This window comes from Halopenitus persicus, assembly GCF_900107205.1.
GTDB lineage: Archaea > Halobacteriota > Halobacteria > Halobacteriales > Haloferacaceae > Halopenitus > Halopenitus persicus.
Genome location: NZ_FNPC01000006.1, coordinates 206566 through 221157, shown reverse-complemented (window position 1 = coordinate 221157; position 14592 = coordinate 206566). Strand labels below are relative to the sequence as shown.

At 68.1% G+C, this 14592-nt stretch carries 14 protein-coding genes and 1 tRNA gene; 7 read left to right on the top strand and 8 right to left on the bottom strand.

The window, feature by feature from the left end; translation table 11 throughout:
• Positions 1 to 78: 78 nt before the first annotated feature.
• On the top strand, positions 79 to 1656 hold the full coding sequence (larC, locus tag BLV25_RS11695) for a nickel pincer cofactor biosynthesis protein LarC (protein WP_092733415.1): 1578 nt from the start codon (positions 79 to 81) through the stop codon (positions 1654 to 1656).
• Positions 1657 to 2028: 372 nt separating this feature from the next.
• On the opposite strand, the gene BLV25_RS11690 is transcribed toward larC, so the two are convergent.
• Positions 2029 to 2113: transfer RNA gene (locus BLV25_RS11690), tRNA-Leu, on the bottom strand.
• A 257-nt stretch (positions 2114 to 2370) separates the two neighbouring features.
• Between BLV25_RS11690 and BLV25_RS11685 the strand changes: the two genes are divergently transcribed.
• Positions 2371 to 2982: an Rrf2 family transcriptional regulator gene (locus tag BLV25_RS11685; RefSeq protein WP_021073211.1), complete on the top strand. Its 612-nt coding sequence runs from the start codon at positions 2371 to 2373 to the stop codon at positions 2980 to 2982.
• A 48-nt stretch (positions 2983 to 3030) separates the two neighbouring features.
• On the opposite strand, the gene BLV25_RS11680 is transcribed toward BLV25_RS11685, so the two are convergent.
• Positions 3031 to 3372 (bottom strand): ferredoxin, encoded by a 342-nt coding sequence (locus BLV25_RS11680; protein ID WP_021073210.1) that lies wholly within the window; start codon positions 3370 to 3372, stop codon positions 3031 to 3033.
• 114 nt (positions 3373 to 3486) lie between these two features.
• On the opposite strand from BLV25_RS11680, the gene BLV25_RS11675 reads away from it, so the two are divergent.
• On the top strand, positions 3487 to 4248 hold the full coding sequence (locus BLV25_RS11675) for a hypothetical protein (RefSeq protein WP_092733412.1): 762 nt from the start codon (positions 3487 to 3489) through the stop codon (positions 4246 to 4248).
• Between the two features lie 236 nt (positions 4249 to 4484).
• Here BLV25_RS11675 and BLV25_RS11670 read toward each other — a convergent pair whose 3' ends face one another.
• From BLV25_RS11670 to BLV25_RS11660, 3 genes are all read right to left on the bottom strand, one after another.
• Entirely contained in the window at positions 4485 to 5879 is a 1395-nt protein-coding gene (locus BLV25_RS11670; RefSeq protein WP_092733409.1) for an LLM class flavin-dependent oxidoreductase, read from the bottom strand.
• A 191-nt stretch (positions 5880 to 6070) separates the two neighbouring features.
• A complete protein-coding gene (locus tag BLV25_RS11665; protein WP_021073207.1) occupies positions 6071 to 6868 on the bottom strand; it encodes an ABC transporter permease in 798 nt (265 codons plus the stop codon).
• Positions 6868 to 8013 (bottom strand): ABC transporter ATP-binding protein, encoded by a 1146-nt coding sequence (locus BLV25_RS11660; RefSeq protein ID WP_092733406.1) that lies wholly within the window; start codon positions 8011 to 8013, stop codon positions 6868 to 6870. The genes BLV25_RS11665 and BLV25_RS11660 overlap by 1 nt, the downstream gene beginning before the upstream one ends.
• Before the next feature lie 331 nt (positions 8014 to 8344).
• Between BLV25_RS11660 and BLV25_RS11655 the strand changes: the two genes are divergently transcribed.
• A complete protein-coding gene (locus BLV25_RS11655; RefSeq protein ID WP_218128631.1) occupies positions 8345 to 8896 on the top strand; it encodes a class I SAM-dependent methyltransferase in 552 nt (183 codons plus the stop codon).
• A 44-nt stretch (positions 8897 to 8940) separates the two neighbouring features.
• Here BLV25_RS11655 and BLV25_RS11650 read toward each other — a convergent pair whose 3' ends face one another.
• The gene (locus tag BLV25_RS11650; protein WP_092733400.1) at positions 8941 to 9603 is read right to left on the bottom strand and encodes a hypothetical protein; all 663 of its coding nucleotides are present in this window, start codon (positions 9601 to 9603) and stop codon (positions 8941 to 8943) included.
• 192 nt (positions 9604 to 9795) lie between these two features.
• On the opposite strand from BLV25_RS11650, the gene BLV25_RS11645 reads away from it, so the two are divergent.
• Both BLV25_RS11645 and thsB read left to right on the top strand, forming a co-directional pair.
• Positions 9796 to 11175, top strand: a complete 1380-nt coding sequence (locus BLV25_RS11645) for a tRNA pseudouridine(54/55) synthase Pus10 (protein ID WP_092733396.1) — start codon at positions 9796 to 9798, stop codon at positions 11173 to 11175.
• Between the two features lie 128 nt (positions 11176 to 11303).
• The gene (gene thsB / locus BLV25_RS11640) at positions 11304 to 13010 is read left to right on the top strand and encodes a thermosome subunit beta (protein WP_092733393.1); all 1707 of its coding nucleotides are present in this window, start codon (positions 11304 to 11306) and stop codon (positions 13008 to 13010) included.
• A 31-nt stretch (positions 13011 to 13041) separates the two neighbouring features.
• Here thsB and crcB read toward each other — a convergent pair whose 3' ends face one another.
• Together crcB and BLV25_RS11630 are read right to left on the bottom strand one after the other, a co-directional pair.
• Positions 13042 to 13407, bottom strand: coding sequence for a fluoride efflux transporter CrcB (gene crcB / locus BLV25_RS11635; RefSeq protein ID WP_021073201.1), 366 nt, complete (start codon positions 13405 to 13407; stop codon positions 13042 to 13044).
• Between the two features lie 23 nt (positions 13408 to 13430).
• Complete coding sequence (locus tag BLV25_RS11630; RefSeq protein ID WP_092733390.1) at positions 13431 to 13823, bottom strand: CrcB family protein; 393 nt, start codon at positions 13821 to 13823, stop codon at positions 13431 to 13433.
• Between the two features lie 174 nt (positions 13824 to 13997).
• Between BLV25_RS11630 and BLV25_RS11625 the strand changes: the two genes are divergently transcribed.
• Positions 13998 to 14519 (top strand): AmiS/UreI family transporter, encoded by a 522-nt coding sequence (locus tag BLV25_RS11625; RefSeq protein ID WP_218128630.1) that lies wholly within the window; start codon positions 13998 to 14000, stop codon positions 14517 to 14519.
• Positions 14520 to 14592 lie beyond the last annotated feature (73 nt).

Below are 14592 nucleotides of genomic sequence, written 5' to 3'. Positions count from 1 at the left end.
CACGGGACGCGCCGGCCGCTGGAACGCCATCGCGCCGACGAGCGCGAGGCTCTTTAGCGGCGCGGCCGTCGAGTCGGTATGGACACGCTCGCGTTCGACGGCCGAACCGGCGCGGCCGGCGATATGATCTGTGCCGCCCTGATCGCGGCCGGCGCCGACCCGGCCGTCCTCGATCCGGTCGAGGCGGCGCTTCCCGTGCGGTTCGCGGTCGGCGAGACGACGAGGAACGGGATCCGGGCGACGACCGTCGACGTGCTGCTGGCGGACGAGGAGGGGGACGCCGACGCCGACGGCGACCACGAGGAGCCGACCGCCGATCAGTCGCACGCTCACGACCACGATCAGGCACACGCTCACGACCACGATCAGGCACACGACCACCACGGTTACGCTCACGGCGACTCACGCGACCAGTCACACGCCGAGCACACCCACGATCACGATGCTGACAACGCCGAGGGTGCCGGCGTCCATCGAACGTACCCGGAGGTCGTCGACCTCGTCGAGTCGATGGGTCTCCCCGCCGACGTCGAGACGAACGCGCTCGCGGCCTTCGAGCTGCTCGGCGAGGCCGAGGCGGCCGTCCACGGGACCGACCTCGCGGAGACGCACTTCCACGAGGTCGGCGCGGACGACGCGGTCGCGGACGTGGTCGGCGCGTGTCTCCTGTTGGCCGATCTCGGGATCGATCGTGTTCTCACCGGTCCGATCGCGGCCGGCGGCGGCGAGGTTCGGATGAGCCACGGCGTCTACCCGGTCCCGGCCCCGGCGGTCGTGGAGATCGCCGAGCGGGCCGGCCTCGCGCTTGCCGGCGGCCCCGTCGAGGCGGAGCTGGTGACGCCCACCGGCGCCGCGATCCTCGGCGCGGTCGCCGAGCCCGTCGACTCCCTGCCGGCCCTGTCGGTCGAGGCCGCGGGCTACGGCGCCGGAACCGCCTCGTTCCCGGACCATCCGAACGTCCTTCGAGCGATCGGGGGGACGGTGGTCGAGGATGGCGACGGTCACGGGAGCCACGAGATGCACGCCACTGCGCACGCCAAGCTCGGTTCCCACGCCGAGCACGGTTCCCACTCCGAGCACGGTTCCCACGCCGAGCACGGTTCCCACGCGCACCACGACGGAGACGACGCGGACTCCGCGTCCGGCCACGACTCCCAGTTGACCCGCGACGAGGTCACGGTCCTCGAGACGACCCTCGACGACGCGCCGCCGGAGGTCCTCGGCGGGCTCCAGGAGACGCTCGCGGACGCGGGAGCGCGGGACGTCACCATCGTCCCCACGACGATGAAGAAGTCCCGCCCCGGCCACCTCGTCACGGTCATCTGCAAGCCCGCCGACGCCGACGCGGTCGCCGAACGGCTCGCTCGCGAGACAGGCACCCTTGGGGTCCGCGAGACCGCCGCGACCCACCGGTGGATCGCCGACCGGTCGTTCCGATCGGTTGCGATCGAGATTGGCGGATCGACCCACGAGGTGACCGTCAAGCTCGGCGCCACCGCCGACGGCGACGTCTACGACGTCAGCGCCGAGTACGACGACGCGGCCGCCGTCGCCGCCGCGACCGGTCTCCCGATCCGCGAGGTGATGCGCCGCGCGGAGGCCGCCGCTCGTGACGCGGATGGCGGGGCAGGTGCGGACTCCGACCGGACCGAGTGACCGGTCGGCGCAACGGTCACCCGAACCACTTATAAATAGCTGTTTGGGTGTTTATAAACCGAAGCCGGTTTTCGGCGGTCGCCGATCGAGCCCGTTCGGCGGTCGCGTTGTTCCGATCGCGACGCTGCTCGCGCCGTGGATGCGGGAGACGGGATTTGAACAACGTCCGGACGTGCTCGCTTCGCTGCGCGCGCCCGGCCTCGTTCAAATCCTTCAGCTAACCACGGCGCTCACGACCGGTTCGCGCCGTGGATGCGGGAGACGGGATTTGAACCCCGGGAAGACGATCGCCTCGCTCCGCTCGGCGCTGCGACTTCCCTGGTTTAAATCCCAAGCCGAGACGTGCCGCTCGCGTCCTGCTCGCGGCACGTATGCGGGAGAAGGGATTTGAACCCTCGAACCCCTACGGGAGCGGATCTTAAGTCCGCCGCTTTTGGCCAGGCTCAGCCACCCCCGCGCGTCCTGCGGCTTTCCCGGGCGGGCACAAACCACTTTCGGTGGCCTTGCGTCCCGCGATCGGCGCCTCCGACGTCCCTCGATTCGGGCGTTCGACCCGTTCCTCGTTCGGATATCCGAAGTTAAATCGCTTGATCAGTTTATCCGCCATTTATGTTGGTATGTAAATGGTATTCCCGCTGATAGACTAATGTCTTATAGGTATATCAGGATAGACGTTATTGTTCCGGAACGAAACCTTCGAGTGAACGACTTTCAATGTCCTCGAACACGCTCACGCCGGACCAGACCGAGATCCTCGCCGCGGTCGTCGACCTGATCGCCACGCGCGAGGACGCGGTACGCACGGACGAGATCGCCGAGCGGGTCGACCGGAACCCGTACACGATCCGCACGGAGATGCAGCAGCTGACGGCGCTCCAGCTCCTCGAGGGGATCCCCGGACCGCGAGGGGGATACAAACCCACCGTCGACGCCTATCGAACCCTCGACACGCGGGGGCTCGAGGAGGTCGCCGTCGTCCCGGTCGAACGCGAGGGGATCACGACCGAGGCCGTGGTGGAATCCATCGACTTCCGGGCGGTCAACGATCCCGACCGATGCCGGGCGACTGTCACGACCCGAACCGGGATGCCGCCGATGTCACCCGGGGACGAGGTCTCCGTCGGCCCGACGCCGAACGCCGGGCTGGTTCTCTCGGGAACGGTCGACTCGGTCGACTCGGCCGAGTCGATCGAGCCCGACGATTCGCCCGCCGCGTTCGTCCTCGACGTCGACGAGATGGTGACCGCGCCCGTCGAGGAGCGCGACCCGGCGACGAGCTCGGCCGACTCGGGCCACGCGGCGACGGTCGACTCGACCGCGGATTGAGCGTCGATCCGGTGTCCCATCGCTCGAGCATCATCGCTCGAGCACGGGTCACCAGTCGACGGAGAGCGTCCCGTCGCCGTGCGGGTCCGGCGCGATTTCCTCGTCGGTCCGGCGGTCGACGACGTGGATGATGCCGTCGCCCTTCTTGGCCGGGCAGAGCCGCGCCGCCTCGACGTTCTCCGCGAGCTCGTCCTCGTCGATGTAGTAGGACCGGGGTTTGGCGAGCCCGGTTCCGATGTCCATCTCCCAGTTGTCGGCCGCCTCCGCGCACCGGCCCGCGCCGAAGCACTTGTTCGCCTCGAAGACGATCTTGTATGGCTTCTCCTCGACGGGCGGTCCCTCGCCGCCGATGTCGCTCGGGCGAACGACGTCCTCGCGCTCCTCGCTCATGGGCGTCGATCGGGGACCGACCGCCTTTCGTCTATCGGTCGCCGCTCACCCATCCGTCGCTGCTCGGCGCCGCCGGCGACAGTCTTAGGCGGGCGCCGCGAGTACCCCCGCATCGTGATCGTCGTCGCGACCGACGACTTCCGGCTGTACCAGACCGTCCTCGCGGAGCTGCGCGACCGCGGCGTCACCTTCACCACGGTCGAACCGGGACCGGCGGTCGACGACCGGCTTCCCGACCGCGCGTCGGTCGTGATCGCCACCCCCGAGGACCGGGTCGACCTCGGCGGTCGCGACGACGTCGCGTTCGTCAGCGCCGACCCGGAGGATCCCCGCGCCGCCGTCGACGAGGCGCTGGCCGCGCTCCGCGGCGGGGGCGGTCGGACCGTGGTCGGCGTCGACCCGGGTCCGTCGCCGGGGATCGCCGTCCTCGTCGGCGGGACGGTCGTGGCCGTCTTCCAGGTGCCGCTGTCCGAGGCGGTGGAGACGGTCGTCTCCGAGACCGCGGGCGAACCCGACCCCCTCGTGCGCGTCGGCGACGGCGACCGGCTGAAGGGCGCCCGGATCATCAACGACCTGCCCGACGACCTCGCCGTCGAGCTCGTCGACGAAACGGGCACCACGCCGTACCTCGGCACCGGCGCGCGCGGGATGGGCGACGTGCTCGCCGCGGTCAACGTCGCCCGGATCGAGGGGGAGCCGACCGCGCAACGGGAGATCGAACCCACGGCCGGCGAGCTCCAGCGGATCAAGGACGAGTCCCGGCGACGGTCGGCCGGCGACCGCACCATCGACGAGGCCCTCGCGCGCCGGGTCGCGGCCGGCGAGCTGACGATCGACGAGGCGATCGACGAACACCGCGCCGACGAGTCCAGCTAGGCCGGTGGCCGTATCCGGCGGCGCCGCTTCTCGTTCTGCAGCCAGCGCCGCCGACGACGCCGTGGCTCGTCGGTCGTGAAAACGAAAGGGGAGCGCCCGCGCCGAAACGGCGCGGGCGTGCCGCCCTAAATAGGTCCCCGCTGACGCTTCGGCCCTCCAAGCGAAGCGTCACGTGAATGCAATGGCTACGGGAACTTAAGCGTGCCGGGGCCGGCAGCAATTCCCTGTCCCGTCGGTCAGTCGGACTGGCGCGGGGACGCCGATCGCTGCTTCGCGGGATGGTCGGATCGGAGATGTGGATTCCCGGCGCCGCGAAGCCGCTCGCGGAGGGTTCCGTGACCGCCCTCGTTCCCGTCGGCGTCCGGGAGGAGGCCGCGCTCCCGGAGCTCCGGGACGACCAGGTCGACGAAGTCCTGCAGCGAGTCGGGCCGGACGACCTCCTTGACGTTGAAGCCGTGGACGCCGACCTCCTCGTGCCAGTAGGCCAGCTCGTCGGCGATCTCGTCGGGCGTGCCGACGATCGTCGGGGACGTGGTTCCGAGCCCGCAGAACTGCGCGACCTCCCGGACCGTCCAGTCGCGGTCGGGCTGGGCCTTCGTGAACGCGTTCATCGTCCCCTGGATCGCGTCCGTCTCGATGTGTTCGACCTTCCCGTCGGGGTCGAGTTCCGAGAGATCCATGTCGAGGAAGCCCGACAGCAGCGCGAGCGTCGCCTCGACGTCGACGTGGTCGCGGTACGCCTCGTGTTTGGCCTCGGCGATGGCTTCGGTCTCGCCGACGATCGGGACGACGCCGATGAAGAAGCGCAGGCTCTCGGGGTCCCGTCCGTGGTCGGCGGCGCGCTCCTTTACGTCGGCCATGTACTCCCGAATCCCCTCCTCGGTGGGCTGGCTTGCGAAGACGGCCTCCGCGTTCGCGGCCGCGAATTCCCGGCCGCGGTCGGAGGAGCCGGCTTGGTAGATGACCGGCGTGCGCTGCGGCGAGGGCTCGCAGCCGTGCGGGCCGGGCACCGAGAAGTGCTCGCCCTCGTGGTCGATCGCGTGGACCTTCCCCGGGTCGGTGTACCGGCCCGCTTCGCGGTCGATCTCGACGGCGTCGTCCTCCCAGGAGTCCTCCCACAGGGCGTAACAGACGTCGAGGAACTCGTCGGCGCGGTCGTACCGCGTCTGTTTGTCCATCCGCTCCTCGAGCCCGAGGTTCTCGGCGGCCGACTCCAGATAGGAGGTCACGACGTTCAGCGCGACGCGACCGTCGGTGAGGTGGTCGAGCGTGCTGAACTCCCGGGCGAGCTGGTAGGGATGGGTGTAGGTCGTCGACCGGGTGATCGCGAAGCCTAGCTCGTCGGTGACCTCGGCCATCGCGGGCACGACGAGCTGGGGATCGTTGGCCGGCGTCTGGACCGCCTTGTGGACGGCGGTCTCGCGGTCGTCGCCGTAGACGTCGTAGACGCCCCGGACGTCGGCGAAGAAGACCGCGTCGAAGCCGCCGCGCTCGGCGGTCCGCGCGACCTCGGTCCAGTACTCCCGGTCCGTGTAGCGGTGTGACTGGTCGCCCGGATAGGTCCACGACCCCGGGGAGACGTGCTCCACCGAGTTCATCGTGAAGAGGTTGAGATGGATCCCGTCGGACATGTCCGCGGCTACGGTCTCGACGCGTAATAGCCCGCAGATAGTGGCGGGGTTTGTGGCTACCTCGGACCACGGCCGCGACTCTCCGGACGCGTGCGTCCGGAGGCAGTCCATTAGTCCGTGAGCTCGAATGCCGCCCGTTCGTCCGTGAGTCCGGAGATAGCCCGCTAGTCCGTGAGTCCGGAGACACCCCGCTAGTCCGTGAGCCCGTAGCCGCGCCGGAACAGCGCGACGTCCACGAGCGCGACGGCGGCGGTCAGCCCCGACAGGACGACCAGCGAGAACCGCGGGTCGACCTCGGCGGTGCCCAGGAAGCCGAACCGAACGCCGTTGACCATGTAGACCATCGGGTTGAGCAGCGAGACGTCGCGCAACAGCGGCGTGAGGTCCTCAAGCGAGTAGAAGACCGCGCCGAAGAACACCAGCGGCCGGAGGATGAACTGGTTCATCACGGTGAGGTCGTCGAAGTCGTGGGCGACGAGCCCGCCGATGACGCCGAAGCTCGCGAACAGCAGCGTGATCACGACCATAAAGGCGAGCAGATAGACGGGCTCAGCCACGGGCACCGGGCGATAGAGCCCGGAGATGATCCCCCAGCCGATGACCGCGATCAGCCCGCCCACGAGCAGCCCCCGGGTCGCCGCCGAGAGGATGTAGGCCCAGACCATTCCGGTGTACGACAGCGGCGAGGTGAGCACCTCGTGGATGTACTCGTTCCACCGCCCGTGGAAGATGGAGAAGGAGGCGTTCTCGAAGCTGTTCGAGACCGCCCCGAGCACGATCAGCCCCGGCAGGATGAACAGGATGTAGGGGACGTCGGCGATCGTGCCGACGCGCTGGCCCAGGATGACGCCGAAGACCGAGAAGTACAGCACGTTGGTGATGAACGGCGGCGCGAACGTGTTGCGCGGCCGGCGAATGAACCGGAGGATCTCCCGCTTCGTGAGCGTGAGGAAGCCGGTGAGGTCGACCCGCGAGTCCTCGGCGGCCATTATCGCCCGCCCTCCCGGCCGGCCGACCCGCCGACCGATCCGCCGTCCCCGATCAGGGGTTCGGCCTCGGATTCGGCGTCGTTCGTATCGACGTCGTCGGCTTCGGATCCGTCAGCGTCGGCGGCAGTATTTTCCGACCCGGCGTGCTCGCCGGCGGGTTCAGCCCCTTCGCCGGTCGAGTTGGCTCCTTCGTCGTCCGCGTCCGTGCTCTCCTCCCGGCGGGTGAGGTCGACGAACACCTCCTCCAGCGAGGTGCGTTTGATCTCGAGATCGAGGATCTCGTGGCCGGCCCGGTCGAGCTCCCGGACGAGATCCGGCGCGACCAGCCCGCCCTGCCGGGCCGTGACGACGAGGCGGTCGTCCTCGGCCGCCACCTCGTCGACGCGGTCGTCGTCCGCCCGAACGGAGGCCGCGACCGACTCGAGATCCGCGGCGTCGTCCCGGAGCGTGACGACGATCCGGTCGTTGCCCCGGTCCATCAGCTCCTCGGGCGAGGCGATCGTCACGATCTCCCCGGCGTCGAGGATCGCGACCTCGTCGCACAGCCGTTCGGCCTCCTCGATGTAGTGGGTGGTGAGCAGGATCGTGGTCCCGCGGTCGTTGAGGTCGGTGACGAGGTCCCACAGGTCCCGACGCAGCTGGACGTCGACGCCGGCGGTCGGCTCGTCGAGGATGAGCAGGTCGGGTTGGGTCACGAGCGCCCGCGCGAGCATAAAGCGGCGCTTCATCCCGCCGGAGAGCCAGTCGAACCGCGTGTCGCGTTTGTCCCAGATCCCGACCTCCTTGAGCGCCTCGTCGGCGCGCCGGCTGGCCTCCTCCGGCGGGACGCCGTGGTAGCCCGCCTTGTGCTCGAGCACCTCGCGGATCGGGAAGAACCGGTCGACGTTGAACTCCTGGGGCGCGAGCCCGATCCGGTCGCGGGCCTCCCGGTAGTCGTCCTCGACGTCGTGGCCGAAGACCGACGCCTCCCCGCCCGACGCCCGGACCAAACCGACCAGGACGTTGATGAACGTCGTCTTGCCCGCCCCGTTCGGACCCAGCAGGCCGAAGAAGGAGCCCTCGGGCACCGACAGCGACACCCCCTTCAGCGCCTCCACGTCCCCGTACTGCTTGCGGAGATCCGTGATCTCCAGCGCGTTCGTCATACACGGATCGACGCCGTGGGCGTGGTTAAACGCCCCGAACGCGGCCCTCCGTGGGGGTGACCGACACTCGCTGCCCGTCCCGCTCCGGCCAAACGGGAGTCGGTCGCTGACCGATCCGGAGTCCAAACGGCGTCGAAACCGGGTCGCCGAATCGTATCTTATTATCAAGAATGTGGCGGATGGTCCGGAGAGAGGGATCCGATATGCCGACGTCACCGTTCCGATGGAGGCCTAACGTTATTATCATTCATTATTAAATATATAATATACGATGGCGCTAACGAACCGTTGGAATCGAGCGAGATACCGACTGTATGCCCCGATCTACGATATGGTAGCGTGGCCACTGGAACGGGGACGGAAACGGGCGATCGAACGGCTGGAACCGAACCCGGACGGTCGGATCCTGATTCTGGGTTGTGGAACCGGGATGGATCTCGAACATCTCCCGGATTCGGCATCCGTGACGGCGATCGATCTGACGCCAACGATGGTTCGACGGACTGCGGCTCGCGGTGCCGCCCTGGGCCGGGACGTCCGTACCGGAATCGCCGACGCGCACGACCTCCCGTTTGCTGACGAGTCGTTCGATGCGGTCCTGTTGCACCTCGTTCTTTCCGTGGTGCCAGATCCCGCAGCCGTCGTGGCTGAAACCGATCGCGTCCTCGTATCGGACGGTCGCGTCTCGATCTACGACAAGTTCTCTCCGCAGGACGGCGACCCGTCACTTGCCAGACGAATCGCCAATCCGGTCGCTCGTCTCCTGTTTGCGGATCTCAACCGACCGCTCGAATCGATGGTTGCTGATACGTCACTCACCGTCGGCCACCGAGAACACTTCCTCGGTGGCCTCTACACCGTTACGATCGCGCAACCCAGGTGACTCATCCACCGATCGAGACGGCCGGCGTCTCTGAGGAAACGTTGCTAGACCGGCAGCCGTTTAAGAGCCCGTTTAACCGAGACCTGCCGGAACTGCTGGACTATCCAGTCGTCGTCGGAACCAAATGGCGGGACGCTTACTTTTGAGTCGTCGGGAAGAGACTCGACGGTGGTTTCGAACCATTCCTGTACCGGCTGGCGTGGCTGGCGTATCGAGAACTCCACATTACTCGGACGACCGTCCCCGGCATACACATAACAGTGATCCATCCGCCGATGAGCGCTCCGTAGCGTGACGTTATCTACGTCCGGGGACGTGGGTGACACGTCCGGGACGAGGAGCGTCGTTATCGCCCGGTCGTTGATCGATCGCAAGAGCTGCTCCGCATCGGGTTCAACTGTGACGTTTTTGTGGTCGGGATAGATATCGAACATCCGATAATCCGCCGGATCGCTCGCCGTCTGGAAGGTATAGTAATCCGGATACTCGAAGAAATCCTCGTCGCGTGTCGCTCTGAGATGATCGTAGAACGCAGTGACACACGAGAGAATAAAGGTACCAGCACCGAGCCCCTCAACTCCCGTTCCCATTACGACGCCCACTCGGTCATCCGACGTCACGGATGGCATCACCGTTTCTCCGGGGACTACGTCCCCATCAACCCGATACTCGAACGAGGTTCCATCCAATTCCTTCGTCGTGTGCATCTGTCACAATTTTTGGCGCCCATCGTCGTAAATACTACCCGAGCGACCGTACTCGAATAGTCAATACGCACTCTTCAGCGATCGGTCGTTTCATCCCCTTCGTATCGGAATATCGACTTTTCACCGGCTCCGATCCACGCCGCCACGCCCCCGGATCCGCACGCTTTAGCGGCGCGACGCCCTCGCTCGGGTATGGACGTACTCGAGGTCGCCGCCGACGCGGTCGCGACGGGGCCGGTCTGTGACGCCTGTCTCGGCCGGCTCGTCGCCGACCGGAGCTTCGGGCTCACGAACGCCGAACGCGGGCGCGCGCTGCGGACGTCGCTCGCGCTCGCGTCGGACGAGCCCTTCGAGCCGCCCGAGCCGGCCGACTGCTGGGTGTGTGAGGGGCGCTGTACCGAGTTCGACGAGTGGGCCGACCGCGCCGCGGCGGCCGTCGAGGACGTCGCGTTCGACACCTACAACGTCGGCACGCGAACCCCGCCGCTGATCGAGGAGAACGGCCGGTTTCTCCGGGAGGAGTGCGGGCTCGACCCCGACGCCGGCGAGGCGTTCAACTCCGAGTTCAACCGCGAGGTCGGCAAGCGCGTCGGGCGGCTGACCGGCGCCGAGGTCTCCTTCGACCGCCCGAACGTCCAGTTCACGATCGACCTCGACGCGGACCGGGTCGACGCGAAGATCAATTCCGCGTTCGTCTACGGACGCTATCGGAAGCTGGAGCGGGACATCCCACAGACCGAATGGCCCTGCCGGGAGTGTCACGGGTCCGGCCGCGACGGTCGCGAGCCCTGCGACCACTGTGACGGGACCGGCTACCTCTACGAACACAGCGTCGAGCAGTACGTGGCCCCCATCGCCGAGGACGTGATGGACGGGACCGACGCCGTCTTTCACGGGGCCGGCCGCGAGGACGTCGACGCCCGGATGCTCGGCACCGGCCGACCGTTCGTCATCGAGGTCGAGGAGCCGCGCCGGCGCCGGATCGACGTCGAGCGTCTCGAGGCGGACGTCAACGCCTTCGCCGACGGGGCCGTCGAGGTCGAGGGGCTGCGGCTCGCCACCCACGAGATGGTCGAACGCGTCAAGGGACTCGACGCGTCCAAGCGTTACCGGGCGTTCGTCGCGTTCGACGAGGCCGTCCCCCTCGAGGACCTTCGCGCGGCCGCCGCGGAGCTCGACGGCGCCACGATCGAACAGTACACGCCGACTCGCGTCGACCACCGCCGAGCCAACCTGACGCGCGAACGCGAGGTCTACGACGTCACGGTCGTCGAGTCGCTCGCGGAGATCGCGACCGATGCCGGCGAGGACGACGCCGCCACCGGCGCCACCGCGGACGACGCGATTCCACGGTTCGACCCCGACGACCCCAGCCACTCGATCCTCGAGATCCACGGCGAGGGCGGCCTCTACATCAAGGAGCTCGTCTCGAGCGACGAGGGCCGCACCGAGCCGAGCCTCGCCGGCCTGCTCGGCGTCGACGCCACGGTACTTCACCTCGACGTCCTCGCCGTGGCGGGCGAGGACGAGCCGTTCGCCGACGAGGCGTATTTCCTCGACGGGGACGCCTGACGTCGCTTCGGGGCGATGCCGTCCGGATAGCGGTCGTCCGCGATCCCGAGCCGTTCACGAACCGACGAATCCCCTTCCGGCAGCAGGTTTATGCCCGTGTTTTGCGTTCTCACGATCACTGCTCACGTATGAGTCCCGCACACACGATCGCGGACGTTTCCGAGGAGATCGACGGCGACGACGCGCTGACGCACAACGTCTCAGCCGGCGCCGCGCTCGCGGACGTGGTGCGAACGACGCTCGGGCCCGCCGGCAACGACAAGATGGTCGTCGGGGACGGCGAGGTGCTGGTGACGAACGACGGCTCCCACATCGTGGATCAACTCGACGTCGAGGCCCCGGCCGCGCGGATCGTCGCCGACCTCGCCCGGGCGCAGGGCGGCGCCCTCGGCGACGGAGCGACGTCGGCCATCGTCCTCGCCGGTGCCCTCCTCCGGGAGGCCGAACCGCTGATCGAGGACGGCCTCCACCCGACCACGGTCGTGAACGGGTACGCCGCCGCGTCCCGCCGTGCGCGGGATCGGGCGGCGGAACTCGCCGATCCGGGGGACGCCGACGACGGGGATGCCCTTCGGGACGTCGTGGCGACCGCGGTCACCGGCCGCTGGGACGCGGAGCGAACGGCCTTCCTGGCGGATCTCATCGTTCGCGGGTATCGGTCCACGCTGGTCGACGGCGGCGACGGGGCCACTCGCTCCGAACGGTTGACGATCCAGCACGCGCCGGGCGGCGCGACGACCGACTCGGAGCTGATCGACGGCCTCGTGGTCGATACGGACCGGTCCTCGACGTCGCTGTCCGACGTGCCGACGGAGCTTCCGGACCGGCTCTCGGATCCCCGGATCGCGATCGTCGACGACGAGATCGCCCTCGAGCGGGACGGCTCGGCGGCGCGGGTTTCGGTCGAGACCGCCGACCAGCGTCGGCGCCTTCGGGAGTTCGAGTCGGCGGAGTACGACCGGCTGCTCGCCACGCTTCGCGAGCTCGACGTCGACGTGCTCCTCTCACAGAAGTCGATCGACGACCGGTTCCGGTCGCTGCTGGCACGGGCGGGCATCGTCTCGGTCGAGCGAACCAGACAGGACGAGATCCACAAGATCGAGCGCGCGACCGGTGCGGCTCCGGTGATGCGGATCGAGGATCTCACGCCGGAAACCGTCGGCCGCGCGGACCTGCTGGAGCGTCGGTCCCTGGGCGGGTCGACGTTCGTGATCGTCCGTGACGCGGCGTCCACGCAGACCTCGTTGCTGCTCCGCGGGAGCCCCGAACACGTCGTCGAGGAAACCGAACGCATCGTCGCCGACGGGCTCCGCCTGCTCGAGGGGTTCGGCGAGCGCCCGGCGCTTCTTCCCGGCGGCGGCGCGACCGAGGCCGCGATCGCGCACGACCTTCGCCGGTGGAGTCCGACGATCCGAACCCGCGAGCAGCTCGCCGTCGACCGGTTCGCGGACGCGCTCGAGACGATCCCGGCCACGCTCGCGCGAAACGCCGGCGCCGACGCGCTCGAGACGACCCTGGAGCTGCGTCGCCGACACGACGCGGGCGACCGGACCGCGGGCTTCGACGCGACCGCGGGGGCGGTCACTGACGTCCTGTCCGCGGGGATCGTCGAGCCCCTGCCGCTGAAAACCCGGATCGTCTCCAACGCCACCCAGGCGGCGTGCTCGATCCTTCGGATCGACGGGATCATCCGGATCGCCGGGTCGATCGGGGAGGCCGGCCCCCACGACGCCGACGACCACGGCCACGGTCACGGCCATAATCACGGTCACGGCCACGCGACCGGCGGTCCCGAACGCTCCACCCACGGATACCCGTGGGCGATCGGTCACTGAGTGAGCGGTCGGCCGCCGAACTGCCGGTGCCTCAAACGGCCGTCACGACGGCCCGTGCGGCCCCGAGCGCTGCGAGCGCACCGGCCAGATTCGCGACGGCGTACCAGCCGGCCAACAGCGGCCGGCCCGACTCCCACAGCCGCACCGTCTCGACCGAGAACGACGAGAACGTGGTGTAGGCTCCGCAGGCACCGGTTCCGACGAGAAACTGGACCGACGTGCTCGCGCCCGAGAACGTCACGAGCCCGAGGACGAACGAGCCGACGACGTTGACCGTCGCCGTTCCGTACGGGAGGTCTCGGTCCCCCAGTCGGCTCGCGACGACCGAGGCGGTTCCGTGCCGGAGCAGCGCTCCCGTCGCCGCCCCGAGCCCGACGAGCAGGGATGCGTCGACCATCCGGTCTCACGCCTCCGTCCCCGTCATCGTGCTCGCTCCTCCGTAACCGTCATCGCGGTCGACCGACCGAGGAGGACGGCGACCGCCCCGAGCCCGTAGTTCGCGACGACGTTGCCGGCGCCGAGGAGGGGCGCCGCCTGCATCGTCTCGAGCGCGAAGGTGCTGTAGGTCGTGAACGAGGAGAGAAATCCGGTCGAGAGGACGTACCCCGTCTCCTCCGCGAACGTCCCGGCGAGCTCGGCCTCGTAGGTCAGAAACCCGAGCGCGAGACAGCCGAGGACGTTCGCCGCCAACGTGCCGCCCGGCGCGACGACGACGTCGGCGATCGCGTGTCTGAGGACCCCGCCGACGAAGCCGCCGATCGCGATCAGCAGCGCCACCTCGAGCGCCCGGCCCCGATCGTGATCCAGGAACATACCGTCGAAACGGGCGAGCGGTACAAATGTGTACGGTCAGACCCGGATACCGGCAAAATATAAATGTCAGATGTCCGTATTTCTTTGTGCAATGATGTCGAATAACACGGTAATAAATACCGCGAGTCAAAATAGCGCGGTGATAAACACCGCGGAACGAGGTGAGTGGTAACGATGGTATATGGCGTCCTCGGAATGGGATTGCTGTTCGTCGGCGGCGTTCTCTTCGTCAACGGACTGTGGCTGTTGGGCTACGGGACCGACGATGACGTCGCCGTGTTCAACTTCCTGACCGGACTGATCACCTTCCTCATCGTGCTCTGGTGGGCGTTCGGCGGCGACGCCTCGGCCGGCACGCCGTTCAACGCCGCCGGGACGATGCTCTTCTCGTTCACGTACCTCTGGATCGGAGCCAACGCGTATCGGGGCATCGAGGACCAGCGTTCGTTCGGCTGGTACTGTTTCTTCGTCGCGCTCACGGCGGTTCCGACCGGCTATATCGTCCTGCTCACCGGCGACGTCGGGCTGACCGGCCTCTGGTGGCTGTGGGCGGTCCTCTGGGCCGCGTTCTTCGTGTTGCTCGGCCTGGAACGCGCGGAGTATACGGACGCCGTCGGCTGGTTCACGGGCGCAACGGGGGTCGTCACGGCCGTCGCCGGCTACCTGATGGCTGCCGGGTACTGGCCGTGGGCGTGACCGCCCGCCGTCTCCTTCGTTCCGACATATGTTCGTGAGATGTTACCTAAACACTAAGTATGATTCCGGAGTA

Bases quoted from the DNA above. Each gene is read 5' to 3' on its own strand.
- BLV25_RS11680 (WP_021073210.1), bottom strand. From the start codon at position 3,372: ATGAGCGAGGAGCGCGAGGACGTCGTTCGCCCGAGCGACATCGGCGGC.
- BLV25_RS11685 (WP_021073211.1), top strand. From the start codon at position 2,371: ATGTCCTCGAACACGCTCACGCCGGACCAGACCGAGATCCTCGCCGCG.
- BLV25_RS11625 (WP_218128630.1), top strand. From the start codon at position 13,998: ATGGTATATGGCGTCCTCGGAATGGGATTGCTGTTCGTCGGCGGCGTT.
- BLV25_RS11655 (WP_218128631.1), top strand. From the start codon at position 8,345: ATGGTAGCGTGGCCACTGGAACGGGGACGGAAACGGGCGATCGAACGG.
- thsB (WP_092733393.1), top strand. From the start codon at position 11,304: ATGAGTCCCGCACACACGATCGCGGACGTTTCCGAGGAGATCGACGGC.
- BLV25_RS11670 (WP_092733409.1), bottom strand. From the start codon at position 5,879: ATGTCCGACGGGATCCATCTCAACCTCTTCACGATGAACTCGGTGGAG.
- crcB (WP_021073201.1), bottom strand. From the start codon at position 13,407: ATGGTCGACGCATCCCTGCTCGTCGGGCTCGGGGCGGCGACGGGAGCG.
- larC (WP_092733415.1), top strand. From the start codon at position 79: ATGGACACGCTCGCGTTCGACGGCCGAACCGGCGCGGCCGGCGATATG.
- BLV25_RS11665 (WP_021073207.1), bottom strand. From the start codon at position 6,868: ATGGCCGCCGAGGACTCGCGGGTCGACCTCACCGGCTTCCTCACGCTC.
- BLV25_RS11650 (WP_092733400.1), bottom strand. From the start codon at position 9,603: ATGCACACGACGAAGGAATTGGATGGAACCTCGTTCGAGTATCGGGTT.
- BLV25_RS11660 (WP_092733406.1), bottom strand. From the start codon at position 8,013: ATGACGAACGCGCTGGAGATCACGGATCTCCGCAAGCAGTACGGGGAC.
- BLV25_RS11645 (WP_092733396.1), top strand. From the start codon at position 9,796: ATGGACGTACTCGAGGTCGCCGCCGACGCGGTCGCGACGGGGCCGGTC.
- BLV25_RS11630 (WP_092733390.1), bottom strand. From the start codon at position 13,823: ATGTTCCTGGATCACGATCGGGGCCGGGCGCTCGAGGTGGCGCTGCTG.